The sequence below is a fragment of the Pseudomonas morbosilactucae genome (genome assembly GCF_023241665.1).
Lineage (GTDB): Bacteria > Pseudomonadota > Gammaproteobacteria > Pseudomonadales > Pseudomonadaceae > Aquipseudomonas > Aquipseudomonas morbosilactucae.
Genome location: NZ_JALQCX010000071.1, coordinates 40,941 through 65,094, shown reverse-complemented (window position 1 = coordinate 65,094; position 24,154 = coordinate 40,941). Strand labels below are relative to the sequence as shown.

General features: G+C 60.8%; 23 protein-coding genes, 1 tRNA gene and 2 pseudogenes. 10 read left to right on the top strand and 16 right to left on the bottom strand.

Features of this window, described 5'->3' with window-relative positions:
* Positions 1-69 precede the first annotated feature (69 nt).
* Both M1B35_RS29580 and M1B35_RS29575 read right to left on the bottom strand, forming a co-directional pair.
* Positions 70-1,359, bottom strand: a complete 1,290-nt coding sequence (locus M1B35_RS29580) for a sensor histidine kinase (RefSeq protein WP_268263816.1) — start codon at positions 1,357-1,359, stop codon at positions 70-72.
* Positions 1,346-2,011, bottom strand: a complete 666-nt coding sequence (locus tag M1B35_RS29575) for a response regulator transcription factor (RefSeq protein ID WP_123333578.1) — start codon at positions 2,009-2,011, stop codon at positions 1,346-1,348. The genes M1B35_RS29580 and M1B35_RS29575 overlap by 14 nt, the downstream gene beginning before the upstream one ends.
* A gap of 447 nt (positions 2,012-2,458) precedes the next feature.
* On the opposite strand from M1B35_RS29575, the gene M1B35_RS29570 reads away from it, so the two are divergent.
* Positions 2,459-3,517 (top strand): aromatic ring-hydroxylating oxygenase subunit alpha, encoded by a 1,059-nt coding sequence (locus M1B35_RS29570; protein ID WP_268263815.1) that lies wholly within the window; start codon positions 2,459-2,461, stop codon positions 3,515-3,517.
* A gap of 86 nt (positions 3,518-3,603) precedes the next feature.
* A complete protein-coding gene (locus tag M1B35_RS29565; protein ID WP_268263814.1) occupies positions 3,604-4,554 on the top strand; it encodes a PDR/VanB family oxidoreductase in 951 nt (316 codons plus the stop codon).
* Between the two features lie 27 nt (positions 4,555-4,581).
* On the opposite strand, the gene M1B35_RS29560 is transcribed toward M1B35_RS29565, so the two are convergent.
* A complete protein-coding gene (locus tag M1B35_RS29560) occupies positions 4,582-5,295 on the bottom strand; it encodes a GntR family transcriptional regulator (protein WP_268263813.1) in 714 nt (237 codons plus the stop codon).
* A gap of 310 nt (positions 5,296-5,605) precedes the next feature.
* Between M1B35_RS29560 and M1B35_RS29555 the strand changes: the two genes are divergently transcribed.
* From M1B35_RS29555 to M1B35_RS29545, 3 genes are all read left to right on the top strand, one after another.
* Positions 5,606-6,115, top strand: coding sequence for a sigma-70 family RNA polymerase sigma factor (locus M1B35_RS29555; protein ID WP_123333570.1), 510 nt, complete (start codon positions 5,606-5,608; stop codon positions 6,113-6,115).
* Positions 6,112-7,062 carry a FecR domain-containing protein gene (locus tag M1B35_RS29550; RefSeq protein ID WP_268263812.1) on the top strand — a complete coding sequence of 317 codons (951 nt, stop codon included), beginning with the start codon at positions 6,112-6,114 and terminating at the stop codon, positions 7,060-7,062. The genes M1B35_RS29555 and M1B35_RS29550 overlap by 4 nt, the downstream gene beginning before the upstream one ends.
* Positions 7,063-7,131: 69 nt before the next feature.
* On the top strand, positions 7,132-9,543 hold the full coding sequence (locus M1B35_RS29545) for a TonB-dependent receptor (protein ID WP_268263811.1): 2,412 nt from the start codon (positions 7,132-7,134) through the stop codon (positions 9,541-9,543).
* A 40-nt stretch (positions 9,544-9,583) separates the two neighbouring features.
* Here M1B35_RS29545 and M1B35_RS29540 read toward each other — a convergent pair whose 3' ends face one another.
* Complete coding sequence (locus M1B35_RS29540; RefSeq protein WP_268263810.1) at positions 9,584-10,735, bottom strand: MalY/PatB family protein; 1,152 nt, start codon at positions 10,733-10,735, stop codon at positions 9,584-9,586.
* A gap of 446 nt (positions 10,736-11,181) precedes the next feature.
* Here M1B35_RS29540 and M1B35_RS29535 point away from each other — a divergent pair.
* Positions 11,182-11,255, top strand: a tRNA-Cys gene (locus tag M1B35_RS29535).
* A 47-nt stretch (positions 11,256-11,302) separates the two neighbouring features.
* On the opposite strand, the gene M1B35_RS29530 is transcribed toward M1B35_RS29535, so the two are convergent.
* Positions 11,303-11,917: a site-specific integrase gene (locus M1B35_RS29530; RefSeq protein WP_259740401.1), complete on the bottom strand. Its 615-nt coding sequence runs from the start codon at positions 11,915-11,917 to the stop codon at positions 11,303-11,305.
* A gap of 173 nt (positions 11,918-12,090) precedes the next feature.
* Here M1B35_RS29530 and M1B35_RS29525 point away from each other — a divergent pair.
* Positions 12,091-12,192, top strand: a pseudogene (locus M1B35_RS29525) (glycoside hydrolase family 19 protein); the annotation flags it as partial.
* Between the two features lie 24 nt (positions 12,193-12,216).
* Positions 12,217-12,669, top strand: coding sequence for a lysis system spanin subunit (locus M1B35_RS29520; protein WP_268263809.1), 453 nt, complete (start codon positions 12,217-12,219; stop codon positions 12,667-12,669).
* A 215-nt stretch (positions 12,670-12,884) separates the two neighbouring features.
* On the opposite strand, the gene M1B35_RS29515 is transcribed toward M1B35_RS29520, so the two are convergent.
* From M1B35_RS29515 to M1B35_RS29505, 3 genes and pseudogenes are all read right to left on the bottom strand, one after another.
* A complete protein-coding gene (locus M1B35_RS29515) occupies positions 12,885-13,013 on the bottom strand; it encodes a hypothetical protein (RefSeq protein ID WP_268263808.1) in 129 nt (42 codons plus the stop codon).
* Positions 13,014-13,291: 278 nt separating this feature from the next.
* Positions 13,292-13,840, bottom strand: a pseudogene (locus tag M1B35_RS29510) (SOS response-associated peptidase family protein); the annotation flags it as partial.
* A 65-nt stretch (positions 13,841-13,905) separates the two neighbouring features.
* Positions 13,906-14,802 (bottom strand): LysR family transcriptional regulator, encoded by an 897-nt coding sequence (locus M1B35_RS29505; RefSeq protein ID WP_185039252.1) that lies wholly within the window; start codon positions 14,800-14,802, stop codon positions 13,906-13,908.
* A gap of 136 nt (positions 14,803-14,938) precedes the next feature.
* Between M1B35_RS29505 and M1B35_RS29500 the strand changes: the two genes are divergently transcribed.
* Positions 14,939-15,685 (top strand): SDR family oxidoreductase, encoded by a 747-nt coding sequence (locus M1B35_RS29500; protein ID WP_268263807.1) that lies wholly within the window; start codon positions 14,939-14,941, stop codon positions 15,683-15,685.
* An 81-nt stretch (positions 15,686-15,766) separates the two neighbouring features.
* On the top strand, positions 15,767-16,441 hold the full coding sequence (locus M1B35_RS29495) for a glutathione S-transferase family protein (protein WP_268263806.1): 675 nt from the start codon (positions 15,767-15,769) through the stop codon (positions 16,439-16,441).
* A 425-nt stretch (positions 16,442-16,866) separates the two neighbouring features.
* Here M1B35_RS29495 and M1B35_RS29490 read toward each other — a convergent pair whose 3' ends face one another.
* From M1B35_RS29490 to M1B35_RS29455, 8 genes are all read right to left on the bottom strand, one after another.
* A complete protein-coding gene (locus tag M1B35_RS29490) occupies positions 16,867-17,760 on the bottom strand; it encodes a LysR family transcriptional regulator (RefSeq protein ID WP_123333552.1) in 894 nt (297 codons plus the stop codon).
* Positions 17,761-17,841: 81 nt separating this feature from the next.
* A complete protein-coding gene (locus M1B35_RS29485) occupies positions 17,842-18,894 on the bottom strand; it encodes an alpha/beta hydrolase (protein WP_123333550.1) in 1,053 nt (350 codons plus the stop codon).
* Positions 18,895-18,943: 49 nt separating this feature from the next.
* Entirely contained in the window at positions 18,944-19,888 is a 945-nt protein-coding gene (locus tag M1B35_RS29480) for an alpha/beta hydrolase (protein ID WP_268263817.1), read from the bottom strand.
* Between the two features lie 121 nt (positions 19,889-20,009).
* A complete protein-coding gene (locus M1B35_RS29475) occupies positions 20,010-20,786 on the bottom strand; it encodes a carboxymuconolactone decarboxylase family protein (protein WP_268263805.1) in 777 nt (258 codons plus the stop codon).
* A gap of 226 nt (positions 20,787-21,012) precedes the next feature.
* Positions 21,013-21,480 carry a (R)-mandelonitrile lyase gene (locus tag M1B35_RS29470; protein WP_123333545.1) on the bottom strand — a complete coding sequence of 156 codons (468 nt, stop codon included), beginning with the start codon at positions 21,478-21,480 and terminating at the stop codon, positions 21,013-21,015.
* 59 nt (positions 21,481-21,539) lie between these two features.
* The gene (locus M1B35_RS29465; RefSeq protein WP_123333543.1) at positions 21,540-22,532 is read right to left on the bottom strand and encodes an aldo/keto reductase; all 993 of its coding nucleotides are present in this window, start codon (positions 22,530-22,532) and stop codon (positions 21,540-21,542) included.
* A gap of 24 nt (positions 22,533-22,556) precedes the next feature.
* Entirely contained in the window at positions 22,557-23,147 is a 591-nt protein-coding gene (locus tag M1B35_RS29460) for a flavodoxin (RefSeq protein ID WP_123333541.1), read from the bottom strand.
* Entirely contained in the window at positions 23,144-24,133 is a 990-nt protein-coding gene (locus M1B35_RS29455) for an aldo/keto reductase (RefSeq protein WP_123333539.1), read from the bottom strand. Before M1B35_RS29455 ends, M1B35_RS29460 begins: the two co-directional genes overlap by 4 nt.
* Positions 24,134-24,154: the final 21 nt, after the last annotated feature.

Below are 24,154 nucleotides of genomic sequence, written 5' to 3'. Positions count from 1 at the left end.
TCGCGCTGAGCCCAGGGTGGTTGTCTTCCAGCATCAGCTGCCCGCCGTGCAGCTCGGCAATGGCCTGGATCATTGGTCAGGCCCAGGCCGTTGCGGGGTGTTGCCGCTGGTGTCCAGGCGCTGGAAGCGCTCGATGGCCTTGGCACTGAGCTGGGCCGGAATCCCGGCGCCGCGGTCTTCCACGGCGAGGTAGCTGAAGCCCTGGCGGTTGTAGGCCCGCAGGGTGATCGGCAAGCCGGCGGGGGCGTACTTCAAGGCGTTGTCGATCAGGTTGGCCAGGGCCTGGAACAGCAGCGCCTTGTCGCCGTAGAGCCAGCAATCCTGGCGGGCGCTGATCCGCAGTTCACAGTGCCGCTCCTCAGCCAGGGGCAGGTAGTACTCGATGATGTCTTCCAGCAGGGTGTGGGCCTGGATCGCCTCGAACTGGTAGGCCAGGCGCCCGGTCTCGACTTCGGCCACGCGCATCACTGCGCGGAACAGGTTCTGGATGCGTTCACTGTCTTGCACCGCCCGCAGCAATTCATCCCGGGCATCGCCGTCGACCATGTCCACCGCATTCAGCAGGCGGCTTTGCAGGCGGGTCAGCGGGGTGCGCAGTTCGTGGGCGATGTGGGTACTGATGTTCTTCACCTCGTCCATCAGCTTGTTGATGCGTTGCAGGCCCTGGTTGATCTCGATGCCCAATTGGTCGAACTCGTCGCCGTGCAAGGCGTAGGGCACGCGCACGCTGTGGTCGCCGCTGGAATAGCGCACCAGGGCATCGCGGATGCTGTTGATGCGGTACAGGTTGCGCAGGCTGAAGGGCAGGCTGATCAGCACAATGGACAGCAGGATCACCAGCAGCCCGGCGCCGGCGATCAGCGGGATCATCCGCGTCCGTTCGAGCATGGGGCGCAGGTCGTAGGCGCTGAAGTACTGGCCGCCACCGGGCAGCGGCATCAGCAGGCCGAGGATCTCCGATTCGCGGCCCTTGGCGCTGCGCAACGTGCCGTGGCGCCAGTTGGTGTTGCACGGCGCCGGGCAGTCGACCTGGGGCAGCAGCAGGGCATCGCCAAACAGGGCATTGCCGCGCTCGTCGAAGACGATGGAGTGACGGTCCTTGCGCACCTCCAGGGGCTGGCCGTCGCGCAGGGCCCTGGCAGCGGCTGCGGCGTCATTCAGGCGGCCGTGGAATTGCTGGGTGCGCACGTCGGTGAGGATCATGTCCCGTACATGGCTGCGCATCACCACCGCCAGCAGTTGGTTGCTGAGGATGATCGAGGCCAGGGCCACCAACAGGCAGATAAAGGCAATGGTGGTGGCTTGGCGGAAGTTGCTGGTGTTGAGCAGGTGCTTGAGGTTGCGATCAGCCAAATACATAACCGATCGCCCGCACGGTCCGAATCATCGCGCGCTCGAAACCCTTGTCGAGCTTGTTGCGCAGCTTGGACAGGTGAACGTCGATCAGGTTGGTCTGCGGGTCGAAGTGATAACCCCAGACTTTCTCCAGCAGCATGCCCCGGGTCACGGTCTGGCCGACGTGCTCGGCCAGTACCTGGAGCAGCTTGAATTCCTTGTCGGTGAGGTCGATGCGGCGCCCGGCGCGGGTCACTTCGCGGCGGGCCAGGTCGATCTGCATGTCCTCGACCTGGATCCGTTCCTCCTGGGCGGTCTGGTTGTGTCGGCGCGCCAGTAACTCCAGGCGCAGCAACAGCTCGGTGAAATCGAAAGGCTTGCCCAGGTAGTCGTCGGCTCCGGCGCGCAACCCCTCGACCCGGTCGCTGGACTGGTCGTTGGCGGACAGGATGAGGATCGGCGGATGGGCCTGGCCATTCAGGCGGTTGAGCACTTCGATGCCATCCATGCGCGGCAGGATGCGGTCGAGGATGACCACATCGAAGGCTTCGTCCTTGAGGATTTGCAGGGCACCTTCGCCATTGTCCACCAGGCGGCAATTATGCCCGCAGGCATGCAGCTTGCTTCCTAGCCAATGGCTGACCGAGTTGTCATCTTCGACCACCAGAACACGCATAAAGAACTCCTTTCTAGTGTGGGGAGAGGCAGGGGGAGGGCGTTTCTTGTACCAACATCGGGGGGATGCAGGGGTTAAGAATTATTAATTTAAGAAGATTGATAATCATTATCAGTTGGGTTTGGTTCCCGAGTAAATGATTTTTTTTGCCGGGGGATGGCGATGGGGGCGCTCTAGGTGGCGGCTTGCCGTGTGCCTGCTTAAGCCCAGGTACGGCTCGATGCACGTGCTGAGCCTGGCAAGCGCTGGTTTTTCAGGGCGCGCAATGGGGGTTGCAGGGGGCTTTTAGCGAGTCGGAAGGTGCTTGCTGTGGATCCATTGGCTCAGTACTAGTGGATCCATTGGCTGTTATTTGTCAGATTTGTACGCATTAATATTGACTTGATCCAGCGCATAAACATTTAATGGATCCATTAAATAAAAACAACAGTCGCCTGGAGAGTCCTCATGTATCCAAAGAACACCTGGTATGTCGCCTGCACCCCCGATGAAATTGCCGATAAGCCCCTGGGGCGGCAGATCTGTGGCGAGAAAATGGTTTTTTACCGCGGGCTGGAAGGCAAGGTCGCCGCGGTCGAGGACTTCTGCCCCCATCGCGGCGCACCGCTGTCCCTGGGCTATGTGGAAAACGGCAACCTGGTGTGCGGCTATCACGGCCTGGTCATGGGCTGCGACGGCAAGACCGTGGAAATGCCCGGCCAGCGGGTGCGGGGTTTTCCCTGCAACAAGACCTACGCGGTGGTGGAGCGCTACGGCTTTATCTGGGTTTGGCCAGGCGACCAGCGGCAGGCCGACCCGGCGCTGATCCACCACCTGGAATGGGCGGTCAGCGATGAGTGGGCCTATGGCGGCGGGCTGTTCCACATCGCCTGCGACTACCGCTTGATGATCGACAACCTGATGGACCTGACCCACGAAACCTACGTGCACGCCTCCAGCATCGGGCAGAAGGAAATCGACGAGGCCGCGCCCAAGACCACGGTCGAAGGCGACGAGGTGGTCACGGCCCGGCACATGGAAAACATCATGGCCCCGCCGTTCTGGCGCATGGCCCTGCGCGGCAACAACCTGGCCGATGACGTGCCAGTGGATCGCTGGCAGATCTGCCGCTTCACCCCGCCCAGCCACGTGCTGATCGAAGTCGGTGTGGCCCATGCCGGCAAAGGCGGTTACCACGCCGAGCCGCAGCACAAGGCGGCGAGCATCGTGGTGGACTTCATCACCCCGGAAACCGAGACCTCGATCTGGTACTTCTGGGGCATGGCGCGCAACTTCAACCCCCAGGACGAAACGCTGACCGCAACCATCCGCGACGGCCAGGGCAAGATTTTCAGCGAAGACCTGGAGATGCTCGAGCGCCAGCAGCAGAACCTCTTGGCCCACCCCGAACGCAACCTGCTCAAGCTCAACATCGATGCCGGCGGCGTGCAGTCGCGACGGGTGCTGGAGCGCTTGATCGCCGAGGAGCAGGCACCGCCATCGCCGTTGATCGCCAGCGCCCATTAGTCATCCCGCAAGCCTTTGCCGTGCGCGATTTTTACCCCCACAAGCAGAAGTGACCGCCCCAGGCGGCAACACTCAAAGGACCGACCATGATCGAAGTAACGGTGCTCGCCCGCCATCACGAAGCCCAGGACATTTGCAGCTACGAGCTGGCCCGTGTCGATGAGCGCCCCTTGCCCGCTTTCAGCGCCGGGGCCCATATCGACGTGCACCTGCCCGGTGGCCTGGTCCGCCAATATTCCCTGTGCAACCACCCTGAAGAGCGCCATCGCTACCTGATTGGCGTGCTCAAGGACCCGGCGTCGCGGGGCGGCTCCCAGGCCATGCATGAGTTGATCAAGCCGGGTGACCGCTTGCAGATCAGCGAACCGCGCAACCTGTTTCCCCTGGCCCACGAGGCCCGGCGTAGCCTGCTGTTTGCCGGTGGCATCGGCATTACGCCGATCCTCTGCATGGCCGAGCGCCTGGCCCACAGCGGTGCGGATTTCGAGCTGCATTACTGTGCCCGCAGCGAAGCACGGGCGGCCTTTGTCCAGCGCCTACGCCAGTCGCCATTTGCCGATCGGGTGTTCCTGCATTTCGATGAGCTGCCGCAGACCGCGCTGGATACCGCCCGGGTGCTGGCCGAGCCCGGGGAGGACCTGCACCTGTACGTCTGCGGCCCCGGGGGCTTTATGCAGCACGTGTTGGACAGTGCCCAGGCCCAGGGCTGGAAGGACGCCAACCTGCACCGGGAATACTTCGCCGCTGCGCCCGTGGATACTCGCGACGACGGCAGTTTTTCGGTCAAGCTCGGCAGCAGTGGCCAGGTGTTTGAAGTGCCGGCCGATCGCAGTGTGATCCAGGTGTTGCAAAGCCACGGTATCGAGGTGCCGATGTCCTGTGAGCAGGGGATTTGCGGCACCTGCCTGACTCGGGTGCTGGAGGGCGTGCCGGAGCATCGTGACCTGTTCCTGACCGAGGACGAACAGGCCGCCAACGACCAGTTCACGCCCTGCTGCTCACGTTCGAAAACCCCGATGCTGGTGCTGGATATCTGAAGCCCGGGCTGGCCTGAGGGGCTCGGGTTATTGCGAGGGCAGGATGACCTTCATGCGCTCATTGGCCAGGGCCGAGCCGAAGATTTCGGCGTAGCGCAAGGTGGCGTTGGCGTGCTCGCGCATGATGGCTTCGGCGCGGGCACCCTGGCGGTTGACCAGGGCATCGAACACCGAGTGATGCTGCATGTGGGCATAGTTGAAGCGCCGGTATTCCCGGGCCATGTCTTCGCGGTCCACGGCCAGGGCGGTGACCGAGGCAAAGGGCAGGTGATCGTTGCGGGCCAGGGCGTCGGCGATGGCTGGGTTATGGCTGCCGTCGACGATCACCTGGTGAAAACGCATATTGAGGTCGTGGTAGGCCTCCAGGTCTTCTTCGGTCACGTAGCCCTTGTCGAACAGGGCATCGCCCTGGATCAGGCAACGTTCGAGGATCGCCCGGCCTTCGCTGGACAAACCGCGCTCGGCGGTCTGCCGCGCCGCCAGGCCTTCCAACACGCCGCGCACTTCCACGGCGCCGGCAATGTCATCGGCGCTGACCGAGCGCACCTGGAACCCACGCCCGCCAAACCGCACCAGCAAGCCTTCCTGTTCCAGGGTGCGAAAGGCCATGCGCACCGGCATCCGTGACACGCCGAACAGTTCCGCGGTGGGGATCTCCATCAGGCGCTCGCCCGCCGCCAGTTCGCCCGAGGCGATCATCTTGCGCAGTGCGACCAGAACCGTTTGACCGGGCTTACTCATCCAGACAGCTTCCAGAACAGGTGGGCGGCCATGTTAACCCAAGGTTCGGCGCAACTGGACCTTCGGTAAAGGCGATTGCCGTCGAAGGTTTTGAGCGCTGGTCAGCCGGCAGCATGGCGCGCCTATTTCGCCTCGGCCCGGGTGGGGCCATGGGCAGCGGCGGCCGGCTTCAGGGGGGAGGGCACAGGCCCGTCGAGCGAGTGACGCGCAGAAATGAAGGGTGGGCCTGCGCGGAAAAGCCTTGGTGTCGCCAACGACATTAAATAGAATGAGTCTCATTTGAATTGTTTCTTCCCCCCGAGCCCATGCCATGAATGACGCCGTGACGCCGCCGGAGCAATCCCTGCACGCCCTCTATCGCGATCATCGTGGCTGGCTGGAGTGCTGGCTGCGGCGGCGCATGGGCAACGCCTGGGATGCGGCGGACTTGAGCCAGGACACCTTCCTGCGGGTGCTGGCCAGCTCCCAGCAACTGGCCGACCTGCGCGAACCCCGGGCCTACTTGCTGACGGTGGGCAAGCGCTTGCTCAGCACCTTCTACAGCCGTCGCAGCCTCGAACAGGCTTACCTCGAAGCCCTGGCCCGCTTGCCCGAGGCCAGTGTGCCGTCCCCCGAGCAGCGCTGGCTGCTGTTGGAAACCCTGCAAGCCCTGGATGAAGTGCTCGATGGCTTGCCCCGACCCGTGCGCCGGGCGTTTCTCTGGAGCCAGCTGGAAGGCTTGGGTTACCAGCAGATTGCCGAGCGTTTGCAGGTCTCGGAGCGCACAGTCAAACGCTACATGGCCCAGGCCTATGAACACTGCCTGTTGGTGGAACTGTGAGCGCTACGGCGCCGTCGGCCCAGGCCCGGGAAGTGGCGCGGGCCGCCGCCCAGTGGCTGACGTTGGTGGAATCCGGCGAGGCTGACGCTGCAGACCTGGCCCGACTGCAACAGTGGCGCGAGGGCAGCAGCAGCCACGAGCAGGCCTGGCAGAAAGCCCAGTTGTTGCGCCAGCGCTTTGCCCAGTTGCCCTCGGACCTTGCGCTGGCCAGCCTCGACCGCCCTGACCCGCAGCGTCGGCAATTGCTCAAACGGGCCTTGGTGGTGTCGGCGCTGGTGCCGGGGGCCTGGTTGCTGTCTCGGCAAATGCCCCTGGAGGCCTGGCGTGCCGATTTGCACACCGGCACCGGCGAGCGTCGGCAATTGCCCCTGGTCGATGGCAGCAGCCTGCAATTGAACACCGCCAGTGCGGTGGACGTGGACCTGGCGGCCCGGCGCCTGACCCTGATCCGTGGAGAGATGGCCCTCAAGGTGCCGGGCACCACGCCTCTGTTTCTCGACTCGCGTTATGGGCGCCTGAGCGTCAGTCAGGCTGAAGTCTGCCTGCGCCTGGATGCCGATGACTGTCAGGTGGCGGTGGTCAGCGGCGTGGTGCGGGTGCAGCCGCTGCAGGGGCCGGCCTGGCCGCTGGAAGCCGGACGCCAGGTGCGCTTGCGGGCCGCTGGGGCCGGGGCTGTGCAGCCGTTCGACAGCCAGCAGCCGGGTTGGCGTGAAGGGGTGTTGCTGGCCCAGAACCAGCCGTTGGCCGAATTTCTTCAAGAGTTGGGGCGTTATCGCCCCGGCGTGTTGCGTTGGGCGCCGGAGCTGGAAGCGCTGCGGGTGACTGGCAGTTTCCGCCTGGATGACACCGATCGGGTGTTGAACCTGCTGGCGGCCAGCCTGCCGCTGGAGGTGCAAGCGCGCACCCGATTCTGGATCACCCTGGTGCCGAAAAAAAATATCGGTTGAAGGCTGTCCCTTTTTTTCAAGTCGCTGGTCATTCCAGGTCAGTGAACCGAAAAACGAGAGCTTCTTCCCATGCCCGCAGTTCGTCCTAGTCGTTTACGCCCCTTGTTGCAGCTGAGCCTGATGCTGAGCCTGGGGACCAGTCCGTTATTCATGGCCAGCAGTTGGGCCGAGGAAGCGCCGCGGCGCAGCTACCAAGTGCCCGCCGGCAGCTTGAGCGCAGCCCTGACCCGTTTCGCCGGCTTGGCCGGGGTCAGCCTGTCGGTGGACCCGGCGCTGGTGAACGGTCGCAACAGTGCCGGGCTGTCCGGTGAGTTTGCGGTGGAGGAAGGTTTTGCCCGATTGCTGCAGGGCTCGGGTCTGCAATTGCAGGCGGTGGGGGAGCAGGCTTACATGCTGATCCCGCAGCCGGAGCAGGGCGCGGCCTACCAGTTGCCGGCGACCTCGGTGGTCGGTGCCACCACCACTCAGGCAGACACCGCTTACGCTGGCGGCCAGGTCGCCCGGCGCGGTGCCCAGGGGTTGCTGGGCGAGCATGACTTTATGGACACGCCGTTCAACCTGACCTCCTACACCAGCACCACGGTGAAGAACCAGCAGGCCCGGACCTTGGGCGACCTGGTGGCCAGCGACCCGTCGGTGCGCACCACTAACCCGGCCGGTGGGCGTTTCGAGCAGTTCTCCATTCGCGGTTTCAGCCTGTTCAACAGTGACGTGTCCTACGGCGGTTTGTATGGGCTGCTGCCCACCTATGCCATCGACATGGAAATGGTCGAGCGGGTGGACATCCTCAAAGGGCCGGGTGCCTTGCTGGGTGGGTTGGCCCCCCGTGGCAGCGTCGGCGGCGGGATCAACCTGGAGCCCAAGCGCGCCGGTGACAAACCCCTGACCGAATTCACCGGCAGCTATGCCTCTGCCGGGCAGTTTGGCGGCGCGGTGGACATTGGCCGGCGCTTTGGCGACAACCAGCGTTTTGGCGTGCGCTTCAACGGCGTGCGCCAGTCGGGCGACACCGAATGGGATCACCAGGAGGTCAAGCGCGAGCTGTCGGTGCTCGGCCTGGATCTGCGTGATGAACGCTTGCGCCTGTCCCTGGACGTGGGGCGCCAGGAGCGTCATGCCGACGCGCCGATCGAGCGGGTGGAGATGGCCTCCGGGGTGACCCAGATGCCCAAGGCCGAGGACATTCGCCACAACTTCGCCCAGCCCTGGACTTACTCCCATTCCAAGGACAGCTTCGGCGCGGTGCGCGGCGAGTACGACCTCAGCGATTCGTTGATGGTGTATGCCGCCGCCGGTGCGCGCAAAGGCAACTACGACTTCCTGCGGCACACGGTGGCGGCAGTGGACGCCCAGGGCAATTTCACGGTGACGCCGCGGACCTTCCGCCGTGACGAAGACGTCAAGACCGCCACGATCGGCCTGCGCAGCTGGTTTCACACCGGGCCGGTAGGCCATGAGCTGAACCTCAGCCTGAACCGCTTCAACATGGATTTCGACAACGCCGGCGAGCGTTACCTGCGGGGCACCAGCAATCTCTATGATCCGGTGGTCCTGCCTTACCCTGGGACGCCCAACCGCATCGACACCAAAACCCACACGGAAAACCGCTTCACCAGCCTGGCCCTGGCCGACACCTTGAGCTTTGCCGAGGACCGGGTATTGCTGACCCTCGGCGCGCGCCTGCAACGGGTGGCGGTGACCTCCTGGAGCGATGACGTGCGGGACGAGCCGGCCTATGACGAGCAAGCGTTGTCGCCGGCGCTGGGGCTGGTGGTCAAGGTCACGGACCAGTGGTCGCTGTACAGCAACTACATGGAAGGCTTGAGCGAAGGGCAGACGGCGCCCACCAGCAGTTCGACGCTGACCAACGCGGGCGAAATCTTCCCGCCGACCCAGACCAAGCAAGTGGAAGTGGGCACCAAGTACGACCTGGGCAGTTTTGCCATCAGCGCGAGCCTGTTTCGTATCGAACAACCGTCCTACGTCACCACCAACAACACCTTCAAGCCCGATGGCGAGTTGCGTAACCAGGGCGTAGAACTGAACCTGTTCGGCGAGCCGACCCCCGGGGTGCGTCTGCTGGGCGGGGTCATGGTGTTGGACAGCGAGCAGACCAAAACGGCCAACGGCCAGTTTGATGGCAACCGTGGCACCGGTTCGCCGGTGCTCAATGCCAACCTGGGGGCGGAGTGGGACATCGACAGCCTGCAAGGCCTGACCTTGACCGCCCGGGCCATTCACACCGGTGCCCAGTACCTGGACGCCGCCAACCAGCAGAAAATCGACAACTGGGAACGCTACGACCTCGGTGCGCGCTACGCCTTCAAGCTGGATGAGACCGACATCACCCTGCGTGCCAGCGTAGAAAACGTGCTCAATACCACCTACTGGGCATCGGCCGCGACTTCGGCCGACAGCGCTGCCGGCCTGACCCTGTCGACCCCGCGCACCTGGCTGGTGTCGGCCACGGTGGGCTTTTAAGGCCAGGGCGCGCCGCCTGGAACGGCGGCGCGCCTTGCGTTCAGCGTTTGCTCAGGCTGTCCTGCAGGCGCTGGATGCCTTCTTCGAGCAGCGCCCGCGGGCAACCGAAATTCAAACGCACGAACTGCCCGCAGTCATCGCCAAACTCAAGGCCCGCGCTAAGCCCTACCTTGGCCTGCTTGAGGAAAAAGTCGTGGGGGTCGGCCAGCCCCAACGCGCTGCAATCCAGCCAGGCGAGGTAGGTGCCCTGGGGCGAGTGCATACGGATGCCCGGCAGCCGAGTCGCCACCGCCTGCACCAGGTAATCACGGTTGCCTTGCAGGTACTCCATCAGCGCCGCCTGCCACGGCCCGCCCAGGGTGATCGCGGCGAGGGTCGCTTCCAGGCCCAGGGGGCTGACGCTGTCGACCATCCCCGCCCGAGCGTTATTGAAGCGCAGGCGGGTGGCCGGGTCCTGGATCACCGCAAAGCAGGTTTTCATCCCGGCGATGTTGTAGGCCTTGGTCGCCGACATCAGGGTGATGGTGCGGCGGGCAATCTCCGGGCTGAGGGACGCGGTGGGAATATGCCGGCGACCGTCGAAGCACAGCTCGGCGTGAATCTCGTCAGAGATGATCAGCGCCCCCTGATCCAGGCAGGCTTGCGCCACCGCCAGCAGTTCCTCGCGGGGGAAGACCTTGCCCAGGGGGTTGTGCGGGTTGCTCAGGAGCAGGGCGCCGGCCCCTTGCAAGGCTTGGCGCAGTTTCTCGATGGGGGTGTGGTAGGTGGTGCCCTCGGCGTCGACCTCGAAAGCCAATTCGGTCTTGGGCAACTGCCAGTTGTCCGGGGCCATGCGCAGCGGCCGGTAATTCGGGGTCTGCACCACCACCGCTTGCCCCGGCTTTACAAAACCGTGCAGGGCCATGTTGAAGCCCGGCTCCACCCCCGGCAGAAACACCAACTCATCGGCCTGCACGCGCCAGGCGTACTTGTGCCACAGGTCGGCAACGATGGCGTTCCGCAGTTCGTCCTGGGGCACGCTGTAGCCGAGCAATGGATGCTCCAGGCGCTGGCGCAGGGCCTGGATAATCTCCTCGGCCACGGCGAAGTCCATATCGGCCACCCACATCGGCAGCACATCCTCCGGGTAACGGCTCCACTTGGTGCTTCCAGTGCCGTGGCGCGGGTACAGGGTGTCGAAATTCAGGCTCATCAAACGCGTCTCGTCGAGTCGGGAAAAAGCCGGCAACCACCCGGCGGCTAGCCGGATTCTAGCGCTTGCCGAAAGCGCCGGGGGAGCGATTAAGGAGGGCAGTGCCAGGCAGTCGGCACAATCCGCCGACCATTTGGGGGAGGGCAATGGCCTAGACGCGTCAACGAGGCGAGCTATCTGCCCGAGATTGTGCAATCATCCGGCCCCGATACAGGGCCCCAAGGCCCGCTCGAACGCCCGTATTCTTGGGGGCTCGCAGCGTTACTGGAAAAAAATTCGAATAGGAGTTGCCAGGACTGTAAAACGCGTCCATAATTGCGTCCATTCCTGAAACGGAAAACGTAAAAACTCTTTAGAAAACAAAGAGTTACGAGATCGAAGCGATCTTGGTAGCGTTAAAGTTTGTTTGTGTTAAGCGCTGTGTTACAGCAGTATTTGACACTTGGGGCCGAGTAGCAAAATGGTTATGCAGTGGATTGCAAATCCACCTACGCCGGTTCGATTCCGACCTCGGCCTCCACCCTTAAAAACCCCGTAGATCAACGATCTACGGGGTTTTTTATGCCCTCAAAAAAGCAAAGTGTTCCGCATCTTTTGGAATGTGTTCCGCATGTGCGGATTATTTTGTTGGTTTGACGATGGCGCCCACGCGGCGATAAACCTTTTTTTGTCATCTCCTGAGTTGAGTGCCCAAGCAGGGCGCAGGCATCGGCGATGTCGCGAATTTGGTCGGATGTCGCGGAACTGAAACTTCCGGATTGTTGCCGCCAACTCGGGGTCGCCCTCGGCAGCCGCCTTTGTCGCCGCAGCGTCACGTGCCTCGTCCCAGCGATTGCGCAGCATGGCGTAACTCATGCGCAGTCCAGCCTGATTGGTAATCAGGTTGCTGCTTTTGATCCCGGCTATGGCTTTGCGGTCGAGCAGATCATCCAGGAAGGCACTGAGGTCGGAAGCTGTTACACCATCACGCAAAAGAATGCGTAGGCGTTTCTGGGTTTTCCCCTGGCCGACCATCAAGGATCCTTTGTTGATGTCAGTTGCAGACGCCTTCAGTACATCGGCCGGGCGCTGGGCGATCAGGTATGCCAGATCCATTGCATCTTTGAGTTCCTGCGGGGCTTGGGTATAGACGGCATTCCACACAATTTCGCCGGCGTGGAAGTCCCGAGGGGGTTCTTTCACGTGCGAATGTGAACATGGAGCAGAGCTATCTCCCGTTGGCGCGTACTTTGGCCTTTCTGGCATCGCGGTACTGAGCGATTACTTGGGGCGTCAGAGCGTCGATTGGAGCGCCAGTGAATGCCTTGCAGATCTGTCGCAGACCTTTCCGATAGTTATCCTGCGTGCCTTTGGTCAAGGGCGACGTTCTCACCATCACCAAGCGCATCAACGGCGGTACCAACGGTATGGCCGACCGCGAGGCGCTGTATGAGCGTGCGCTGAAGGTGCTGCCTTGAGTGCGTTGGGCGTGCACGGGCTGATTGCCGCCCTGGTCCTGGCAAGCCATCCACTACGGCAAGCCACTGGCCGAGCAGGCCGAGTCCTATGGACGTGATCGCGAGCAGGCCGCGGCGGCGGTGATCGACTGGCAGGAACGCCAGCAGGTCGAGCGCCGGGCGCTGGAGGATCGCCTGCAGACGAATGATCAAACCCATTACAAGGCGCGGCGCGATGCTCAAACCTATCAGACTCGCCTGCGTGACCAACTGGCTACTGCTGATGTACGGCTGTCAGTCCTACTCGCCGCTGCCCCGAGTGGTGGCGGTGGGCTGTCAACCGCCGCCGGCGTCGGCAGCGTGGTTCATGGAGTTGCGAGAGCCGAACTTGCCCCAGCGGTTGCTCAACGAATTGTCGCTATCACCGGTGACGGGGACCAAGGACTAATCGCTTTGCGTGCATGTCAGAAGTATGTGCATGAGAGCTATCAACAATAGCGTCGATTGTTAACACTTGTTCTTCGGTACTTCTATAAAGACAAGGTGCCCGAGAGGCACCTTGAATGACCTTCTCGAACTAATTGCTGATTGGCTCAAGAACACGATCGCCATCTTTTACTTCTGTGTTTCCAACCACAATTGAACTGTCAGCCTGGACATAGTATGGCTTCTGCGTGCCTCCCCTTTTCAAAGAGAGCACAAAGCCGCGGCTGTCAGCCCTGTTCCAGCTTTCCTTTTTTTCTCTGTCTATCGGAAAAAAAACTGGTGTCGCCGTCGTTGCCCCATTGGTTAATGGCGACTTCAATTTTATTTGAGGATTTATTTGTAACGTTAATGCCCATGTCTATATTCCTTTTTAGACTGAGAGTTATACGACTCGGTTACCTAGTCCTTTCCAATCATTGCAGGCAGTATATGGTTGCACGCAACGTTGTTAGGGTTTCCAGTCGGAGAGGGTGACGCGCTCATTAGCGTAGCCACTGTTTTGCTACTAGCAAGAATTTATTTTTATAATTGCAGGTTCAAAACGAGAAAGAATTTTTATGGATAAACGGCTTGCAGGCCTGTCGTTCTTGCTGACTTTGGCGTGGGTCAGCGCGGTGGCCCTCGTGTTCTGGATTTACTTGTCAGATTGATCAGGCTCTATTAGTTCAGACCCCTGGTTCTTGACGCTGCCCACAGCCTTCCCGACCGGATACCATTCAAACACTTCGGTTGGCTGGCAAAGGTTCTTGGCTATCTCTTCTGCTCGTTTTGTTGAAAGCTCTGGATCAAGCCATTCATTGGCGATGTCTGCGGTAAGCACCAGGGGCCTGCGGTCGTGAATATCGACCATCCCTGAATTGCTCGCTGCGGTGATGATCACGAACCCGTCCCCGTCGTGGGGCTGTAGACCCGGATGAACCTGGGCCAGAGCACCGAAGAAGATAGGCCGCTGACTTTTCAGCCGAATGAAGTAGGGCTGTTTCTTCTTGGGATCATCGGGGGCCTTCACCCACTCATACCAGCCTTCGCTCGGCACAATGGCCCGGCCTTTGGGCCAAAGCTGCTTGAAGAATTTTCCCGTTGTAACGGTCTCGACCCGGGCATTGATTGGGGCGGGTCGTTTCCCTTTCGCTCAAAAGGGCGCCCATCACCAGCGGACGGCATCTATATCTAGGCCGTCCTCTGCACCGCACTGAATCGCCTCCGTAGTTCTGGTTATCCGTTCGCACGCTGGTCATGGGGTTGAGGCTACTTTAGGCGTTCATGGAATGCAGAGCTTTTTGCAAACACATCCGCCATGAAGTCCATGAAAACGATGGCTCGCTTGGGCTGCAGCCGATTCGCTAGGTAAACGACCTGGATCGGCACCTGTGGTGCTACGTAGTCGCTAAGCAGCAGCTGAAGATTGCCACTTCTTAGCCCTTCCTCATAAAGCCATTGAGGGCCTTGCGCGATTCCTAATCCTGCATTGACGTACTCACGTATCGCCTCGGGTGAATTGACCCGCAGGCGACCGGAGACCGGGACATCAATGTCTTTAAACCGCCAGTTAGTACCGGTAGATAGCAGAGTGTAAATAAGGCAGTCGTGTTCCTTCAGGTCATCAGGCGAAGAGGGAGAACCACGTTTCGCCAAGTACTCGCGGCTGGCCACACACACACGCTCGAACCACGCTAGTGGCCGGGCACGCATTGCGCTGTCCTCAAGGTGGCCAATGCGAATCGCGAGCTCGGCTCCCTCGTCGACCAGATTGACGTAGCGATCGTTGATCTGGAGATCGAGCGACACTTCTGGATAGAGCTCCAGAAATCTAGCCACATGGGGCACGATAAAGGTGTGCGCCAATGCAGTCGGGCATGCGACGCGCAGTAGCCCGGACGGTGCCACGTTCCCTCTCAGAGAGGACTCTGACTCTTCTACTGAGCCCAAAATACGCCGCGCATCTGCGTAGTACTGCTCACCTTCCGGTGTGAGCGTCAGCTTTCTTGTCGATCGGTGAAGCAGCCTGGTTTGCAGATGATCTTCGAGTGCGGCGACATAACGGCTGACGTTCGGTTGTCCGAGTCCAAGATCACGCCCCGCAGCTGAAAAACTGCCGGTCTCGACGGCGCGTACAAAACAGCTCATCAGTAACAACCGATCCATCACATGTCCTCTTTCATGCGGATTTCGCATGAGATTTATTCTATTTGGCTATCTTATCAGCGCTCCAGCATGAATACATAGTTGCTCTCAGAAGGTCAGTCGTTCGACTGGTCGTCACAAATGAGAGGAAATTTACATGTCCCGTTTACAAGGCAAGCGTACGCTCATCACTGGCGGCACAAGTGGCATTGGTCTGGAGACCGCAAAACAATTCCTCACAGAAGGCGCTCGGGTGATCGTCACCGGTGTTAATCCTGAGTCAATTGCAAACGCCAAAGCTGTCTTAGGCAGCGAGGTTCTGGTGCTACGAGCCGACTCCGCCAGTATCACAGCCCAGAAGGAGCTGGCCCACGCTGTTCAGTCTCATTACGGGCAGCTCGACGTTGCCTTCCTCAATGCTGGCGTATCCGTCTGGATGCCAATCGAAGACTGGAACGAAGAGATGTTTGACCGCTCCTTTGACATTAATGTCAAAGGCCCTTACTTCCTCCTGCAAGCACTGCTGCCGGTCTTCTCCAACCCAGCATCGGTGGTTCTTAACACCTCGGTCAGTGCGCACCTGGGCGCCGCGCGCTCATCCATTTATGCCGCAACAAAGGCTGCCTTTCTGAACATGTCGAAAACGCTTTCTAGCGAGCTTCTACCGCGTGGTGTTCGGGTAAATGCGGTCAGCCCTGGTCCGATCGACACGCCGCTGTACGACAAGGCGGGTATCCCCGATGCCTACCGCGAGCAGGTCAACAAAGATATTGCTGCGACTATCCCATTTGGCCGTTTTGGTACGCCTGAAGAAGTAGCTAAGGCGGTGCTGTACCTCGCGTCAGACGAGTCTCGTTGGACGGTGGGAACGGAAATTATTGTTGATGGTGGTCGCTCGCTTTAACGAGATAAGCACGCCTTCAAGTCTGCACATCCCGCTTCCTGCCCGGAGGTGGGAGTTGTCGAAATAACAGTGGGTATTCAAATGTCGCAATCACAGCACACGCTCGTTAGCCACGAGCTTTGTCCGTTTGTTCAGCGAGTGGCAATTTTACTCCTCGAAAAGCAGGTTCCATTTCAGCGCATTGATGTGGATCTGAAGGTCAGGCCCGACTGGTTTCTGGCCATGTCTCCAACGGGCAAAGTCCCACTTCTAAAGGTGCAAAAAGGCGGCGAGGGTACGAACGTGCTCTTCGAGAGCGTGGCAATCTGTGAATTCATCGAAGAGGTGTATCCGGAGCCCGCTTTGCACCCGGAAGATGCAATCACCCGTGCTCAACACCGTGCCTGGATCGAATTCGCCACTGCCATGCTCGCGGATGCGTGGGGATATTTGAATGCAGCGGATCAGCAGACAGCGCTAAGTAAATCAGCAGCGTTGAGAGGCAAACTAGAGCGATTCGAACTTGAAAAATCGGACGGCGATTACTTCGCTGGTGCGAAGCTCAGCATGGTGGATATAACCGTTGCTCCAGTTTTCCGCTACTTCAACATACTAGGATTCGAACCCAGTCATCCATTGTTCGATGGACTTGGTCGCATTGCAGAGTGGCGCCATGCGCTAGCAAATCGCGCGAGTGTTCAAGCTGCAGTTGCCGAAGATTATGCGTCCCGGTTCCGCACGCATCTTCAGCAAGCCAAGGCCATCTTGGTTAGCTGAATCGGGCATTTCGGTTCAGCCCGCGCTCGACTGCAATATCATCGAAAAGTCCTGCACCCAACTCCTGCCCCTCTAAAGCTCATAGCCCTCGCTGAGCTCTCAGAGAGGCTGCTTAATTGGTCGAGGCGCGGCCTGCTGACACTGGTCCCCACGTCGACATTCAGTGCATTCTCAGTCCGCTTGCTCCGAGAAGTCGTTGGCGAATAGCCGCCCTCGGAAAACACTAGACTACGAAACACCCGCTGAACGATTTAGCCAATCTGTTGCATCGACCGGTTGAATCCACAGCCGATAGCTGCCATTCATAATCAGCAGAAATCGACCCATTGCAGCCGATCGGGTCCTACTGCAATCGATCAAAAGCATTTGCTCATTCACGGGTTTGTGGGGACGGATGAAACTCATGCGCCTTGAAGGTCGATGACTCAGCGCTTGTAGAGTAACGCTTCGACTACAACGCCAAACGCTGATGAGTGTTCACGGCGATTGGGGTAGTAGAGATGATAACCGGCAAAGGGCTGGCACCAATCTTCCAAGACCCGCACAAGGCTACCGTCAGCAAGCTCCTTCGCCACCATGTCCTCCGGCAGGAAGCCCAAGCCACATCCCGCCACGGCCGCACGCAGAATTGGCACGCTGCTGTTGAATGTCCATTGGCCTTCGACGCGGGCCTTGAGTTCGTGGCCATCCTTTTCGAAATCCCATTGCATCAGGCTGCCGTGAGTCGGCAGGCGCAGGTTGATGCAGTTGTGCGCCGCCAGATCTCCCGGTTCCATCGGGTAAGGCCGATGCCGGAAATACTGCGGCGAGCCGACAACGGCGATGCGTAACGATGGCCCGATCGGCACTGCGATCATGTCCTTGGCCACCTGATCACCCAGGCGCACACCTGCGTCATAACGCTGTGCAACGATGTCGGAGAGGGCGTAGTCAACGGTGATTTCGACTTTGATGTCCGGGTAGTCGGGCAGCACCTTCAGCAGCTTCGGCCACAGAATATTGTTCGCCGCGTGTTCCGACGCCTGGATGCGCACATTGCCGGCAGGGGTGTCGCGAAATTCGCTGACGGCGGCCAATTCCAGTTCGATCTCATCGAAGCGCGGCGCCATCGACCGATACAAGCGCTGACCGGCCTCGGTCGGCGAAACGCTGCGTGTGGTTCGCGTCAACAGGCGCACGCCCAGCCGAGTTTCAAGGGCGCGCATGGTGTGACTCAGCGCTGACTGCGAGACGCCCAGCTGTGCGGCTGCGCGGGTAAAACTGCCTTCGCGGGCGATCACCACGAAGGCTTGCAGGTCGTTGAGGTTGGCGCGGGACATTGATGAGGGCCTCTCATGAGGGACGCGGGATTATTCCATGAAAGCAGGTTGCGCATGGATGCGCGACCCTCAAGGCGCTCATCACAGGGTTCGTGCGTAAAATTCGGTCAGCTTGCCAATCGCCGCATCAACATAACGCGGCACCCAGTAGGTTTCGATGTGCGTCGCGCCATCGAGAATGAACACTTCCTTGTCCGTGGTACCGGTTGCTTTGGGGAAGGCATCCTGAGTCATGTACAGACTGTCGGCCTTGCTGCCGGCGATCATCAGCAACGGTTGATTGATCAATTCGATAGGGTCAGTGGCGTCGAAACGCATCAAGTCGATCAGGCTGCTGGTGGTGTATTTGAAGGTCGAGTTGGGGTGTGCGTGGGTCTTCCAGTAGTACTCGTAGCCCTGGCGATACAGCTCGAAAGGCAGTTTGGCGATTTGCTCGTCGGTGAGGTTGGCATCCCCCGAATACAGCACCGCGCCACCCGCGGCTTCTTGCGCGCGAGCTGCTGATGCCTGCTGCAGACGTTGCTGGATACTGTCCATTTGCGAGTCGTTGTAGCCGTTGCGGCGTACCCGGCCTGAGTTGAACATGCTTACCGTCGCCAGCGATTTGAAGCGTTTATCGGTTTGCGCCGCCGCCAACGAATAGCCGCCACCGCCGCAGATGCCGAGCAGGCCCAGACGCTTGTCATCGACACCGGCAAACTGGCTGATGAAGTCGGCCATGCCGTGGATGTCTTCAATGCGATACGCCGGTTTATCGATGCTGCGTGGCTGACCACCACTGGCGCCCTGATACGCCGCATCGGCCGTGATGGTGATGTAGCCCTGTTCCGCCAGGCGCTGGGCATACAGACCGGCAACCTGTTCTTTCACGCCGCCATTGGGGTGTGCAACGACCACGGTCGGGTAGGTCTTCTTCGCGTCGTAGTTGGCCGGGGTGTAAACGTTGGCGGCGATGTCCAGACCATTGAGCTTGTAGATGACCGGGTGGATATTGACCTTGCCCGCTTCGTTCTTGCTGATCGCGCCGTCGTAGGCGAGGGTGAACGGGTTCTTTTTGTAGTCGGCGGCCAAGGCTTCGCCCGTCGAGAGGCCGACCAATGCCGACATGAGCGTGGCTTTGAGAGTGTTCTTCACGTGAAGCTCCTGAGCAATCAAAAGGGCGGCAGTTTCAAAAATGTTTGGGTCAGTCCAGCTGTTTTTCTTTGAGAAATTGCGCGACCAGATCAGCGATCTGCACGTTGTTCAGATCCGACATGGGGAAGTGGGTATTGCCGTGGATGCCGATTTCCGGCAGGTGGATCAGCCGCACGTCACCGCCGTGGCGATTGACTGCATCACGCCACAGGCGGGCCATCTTCAGGCGTGCGCGCCAACTGTCCTGCGCGGGCAGGTCGACGGCCTGTTCCGGGATGTTGTCGCCGTAGAGGATCAGAATCGGAATGCGCGTCAGTGCCATGAATTGCTCCATCGGCACCGCTGCGCCTTGCACCGTGTCAAACGCGCTGGGAATCGGCGCCGGCACTTCACCGTCAGCAAACACGAAACTGCTGCCCGGTTCGAACGCCACGATGGCTTTGACATTGCCGTTCTTGATCGCCGTCAACCAGCCCGGCCCGCCACCTTGCGAATGGGTGAACAAAATCCCCGGGCCGATTTTGTCGAACAGCGCCGACACGCCATCGGAGACCACGCCCATGTCGAATGGCCCGGTGTTTGGCGTCATCGCCCGGAAAAACTGCTCGCGGGTTTGTGCGTCCTGTGCCACTTGCACGCCGTTGAAGTAGTTGGGCCACAGGCCGATGCGGAACTGGTTGAACCACAGTTGTTCGTCAGGCACAGGCTTGATTGTGGTATCGACCATGCTGCGTCCGGCATCACCACGCCGAGGCTGATCGATCAGATAGACGCCGTAGTGGCGGCGCAGAAAGATGTTCTGAAATCCCTCGCGGCCATCGGCGGTGGTTTCCCACGTCTTGGAAAATTGACCCGCGCCGTGCCACATGACGATGGGCAGTTTTCGCGCATTGACCGGGATCTGATAGAACGCGTAGGCGTGGTCACCGTGGTAAGTCTGGCCGTTGGGCGCCATCGGTTGGCGCGGGTTGAAGGTGCCCGGTGCCGTGGTCATCGTTCCGCCGGCAGCGAAGCTGCCTTGCTTCTGGATCAGCAGCGGGCCTTCGGAATGGTTCGCGCAGGCCGCCAACAGGCTCAACAGCGAGATGCACAGCAAATGCTTTGCAGCTTTCATGTCATTTCCCCGAAGCCGAGAGGGCTTGGTTCAGCGCTGCGCTGGCCCGTTCAGCCGTCTGCGCATCGCCGTGTTTTTTCAGCAGCTCGGTGGCTTGGCGCAACTGTGCCGCGCTGAGACCAACGCGCAGGCTCGCCGCCATGTGCGAGTGCAGCTGCGATTCCACCCCCGGCGTCGCTGCCAGCGCGCCAACGGTCGCCAGTTCGCGGCTTTGCCAGTCGAGGTTGTCGCGCTCGAAGATGTCGCCGAACAAGTGCGTTTGCAGGAACCGGTTGATCACCGGAGCGAACTCGAACACCGGGCCTTTGACCGGGGCGCCGGAGATCTTGGTTTGATTCGCCGTACCCGTCGCTAACAACTCAGCCCCCACCGGAATCACCCGGCTCGGCTCACGCCCCGGCGCATCTTCAATGCCGCGCTGTTTGCGCGCCTGCACCACCGTCATCAGCTCGTTCAAGGCGTTGAGGCTGCGCGGGAAGCCGACATAGGCGTAGAGCTGCACCAGAATTTCGCGGGTTTCGCTGATGGTCAGGCCGGCATCGAGTCCCTGGTTGAGCGCCGCGTTGAGGTGAGGCATGTCGCTGGTCGCCATGAATGCCGCGATCAGTGGAATCGTTTGTTGTTGGCTCGACAATGTAGTTGCGCTGGCGGGTGTGCTGGTCATGGTCTGCGATGCCTCGGCTGCTTGGGTGGTAACGCTGAAGATCGTCGCAACGCCCAGACAAAGCACGATGAGTGCGGGGAGGGCAGTGCGGTTGCGTTCGTCAGTGGTCATCATGAAAGGCTCCGTCCATTGCAGGTCTCTGCGGTGTTGCTGGATCGTACGGAGGATGGTTGGGGCGATTAACCCCGAAAAGGCGCATGGACTCCTGAGCAGAACTCATGAGTCGGTGTTGCGATAATCGCCTAAATCCCGGCGCGACCCCGCTGTTGCGGGGCCTGGGGAGCGGATGATGGTTTGCGTCAAAGGTGCCGGGCGAGCAGCTTCGACACATTCCGTAACTTCATTGGCCGGCGTACTGCGCCTCCGAGACCTGCTCCGCCCAGGTGACGGTCTTGCCGTCCGCGGCTTCAGCAATCGCGATGTGGGTCATGCCATTGCTGGCCGTGGCGCCATGCCAATGACGGACGTGCGGCGGAATCCAGACAGTATCGCCCGGACGGATTTCCTGTCGCGGGCCACCCTCTTGCTGCACATAGCCGACACCTGCAGTGACGATCAGCGTTTGCCCCAGCGGATGGGTGTGCCACGCCGTGCGTGCGCCGGGTTCGAAGGTTACCGTGCCGCCGCCGATGCGCGCGGGCGCATCACCTTTGAACAGGCCATCAACGCGCACCGTGCCGGTAAAGTTTTGCGCCGCGCCCTTGACCGAGGGCTGCGATCCGTTCGGCGTAACGCGGATTTCGCTGGCGGCCTGGGACTCTGCCGCCATGAATGACAAAGCAACGAGTGGTGCGATCAATCGGTTCATCGGATCAACTCCGGTCAGACGTGAAAGCGGCGCTGTACGTGGCGCCGCGTTGGGCAGACTCAGAGTCCGGTCATTTTCAGTGCCGATTCCGGCAGGCGTTCACCGTGCACCTGAATCTGCGCCATTTGCTCGTTGATCACGCGCAGATCATCGTCGATCAATTGCAGCCCGACCGCGCCCAGGTTCTCTTCCAGTCGATGGGGGTTGGTGGTGCCCGGGATCGGCACGATCCACGCTTTCTGTGCGAGCAACCAGGCCAGTGCCACTTGCGCTGGCGTAGCGTGTTTGCGTTGCGCGACGGCTTTCACCACGTCGACCAACGCCAGATTGGCCTTGCGCGCTTCAGGAGAAAAACGCGGGACGAAGTTGCGGAAGTCGCTGGCGTCGAACTGCGTGTGCTCGTCGATCTGACCGGTGAGGAAACCGGCGCCCAGCGGGCTGAACGGTACGAAGCCGATCCCCAGTTCTTCCAGTACCGTCAGCAGTTCCAGCTCCGGGCCGCGCCAGAACAGCGAATATTCGCTCTGCACGGCCGTGACCGGTTGTACCGCGTGCGCCCGGCGAATGGTTTCCACGCCCGCCTCAGACAGGCCGAAATGCTTGACCTTGCCCTCGGCGATCAGATCCTTGACGGTGCCGGCGACGTCTTCGATGGGCACCTGCGGATCAACGCGGTGCTGATAAAACAGGTCGATGCAATCGGTGCGCAGACGCTTCAACGACGCTTCGGCCACGGCGCGGATATGCTCCGGACGGCTGTTGGTGCCGCCGCCGCGTGCGCCGGTGATCAGGTCGATATCGAAGCCGAACTTGGTGGCGATGACGACTTGCTCGCGGATCGGCATCAAGGCCTCGCCCAGCAGTTCTTCATTGGCGAACGGGCCATACGCTTCAGCGGTGTCGAACAAGGTGACGCCTTGTTCGTGGGCCGAACGAATCAGCTTGATCATGCTGGCCTTCTCGGCAGCCGGCCCGTAGGCCGAAGTCATGCTCATGCAGCCAAGGCCCAGAGCGGACACTTCCAGGCCATTGCCCAATGTGCGGTTTTTCATGATGTCACTCCGTACAGAATTCGATTAACGCGTGAGGGGGTGATCGCTCAGCCAGCCGTTCACGCGTTCCATGGTCTTGCGCTCCTGCTCACCCTCCATCACAAACCCTTCCAGAACCTTAGTCTTCGGCGCGTGCTTGACGAGTACGCTGCGGCTGCTGCCCAAGCCATAACCGCCGTGGGTGTTGAAGGGGATGAGGGTCTTGCCGGTCAGGTCGTGGGCGCTGAGGAAGGCGCGCACGATCGGCGGGGCGGTTTCACCCCAGATCGGAAAGCCCAGATAGATCGTGTTGTAATCGCTGAGGGCGTGAACCTTGCTTTGCAGTTCGGGTTCGAAGCCGCTGTCACGCTCCTGGCGCGCCTGCTCCACGGTTTGCAGATAGTCCTCGGGGTAGGCGTGGGCCGGGCGAATCTCGAACAGATCGGCACTCAGTCCACGCTGGATCAGCCCGGCAACTACGCGGGTATTGCCCGAGCGCGAGAAGTACGCAACCAGAATCCGCGAACCGGAACGTGGGGTTTCATGGGGGCTTTGCGTGTCGGCGAGTGATAGCAGCGGGGCACTCGCCAGCGCAGCGATCACCGTGCGCCGCAGTGGATCGTGATCGCTGCTCATCGGCCGACACGCGCCTTGAGGGCTTCGGGATAGCGCTCGCCTTCGATGCGGATCTGCGCCAGCGCAGCATCAATCGCCTTCAGCTCGGCTGCATCGAGCGTGATGTCCGCGCCGCCGAGGTTTTCTTCCAGGCGATGCAGCTTGGTCGTTCCCGGAATCGGCACGATCCACGGTGCCTGCGCGAGCAGCCAGGCCAGCGCGATCTGTGCCGGTGTCGCTTGTTTCTGCGCAGCGATCTGACGGATCAACACCACCAGGCCCTGATTGGCCCGCAGCGCCGACTGACTGAAACGAGGGACGATGCTGCGGAAATCGTCGCTGCCATAAGTGGCCTCCGCCGATACCGTGCCGGTGAGAAAACCTTTGCCCAAAGGGCTGAATGGCACGAAGCCGATGCCCAGTTCCCAAAGCATCGGCAGGATTTCCTGCTCAGGCTCGCGCCACCACAGCGAGTATTCGCTTTGCAGCGCCGTGACCGGCTGCACCGCGTGCGCACGGCGAATGGTCTTTGCACCGGCCTCCGACAGGCCGAAATGCTTGACCTTGCCTTCGCTAATCAGGTCTTTCACCGCCCCAGCGACGTCCTCAATCGGCACGTCCGGATCGACGCGGTGCTGGTAGAGCAAATCGATGTAATCGGTTCTCAGTCGGCGCAGCGACCCCTCGACGGCTACCCGAATACGTTCGGGCCGGCTGTCCAGAGTCTGCTTTGTGTTGTCGGCACCGACGGCGAAGCCGAATTTCGTGGCGATCACGACCTGGTCACGAACCGGGGACAGCGCCTCGCCGACTACTTGCTCATTGAGATAGGGGCCGTAGAACTCGGCGGTATCGAAGAACGTGACGCCTCGATCAACTGCCGTGCGAATCAGCGAGATCGCTTGCTGCGTCTCTGTCGCTGGCCCGTAGCCATGGCTCAGGCCCATGCAGCCGAAGCCGAGTGCCGATACTTCAAGTGAGCTGTTGCCGAGTGTGCGCTTGTGCATTTCGTTCTCCCGAATATGGCG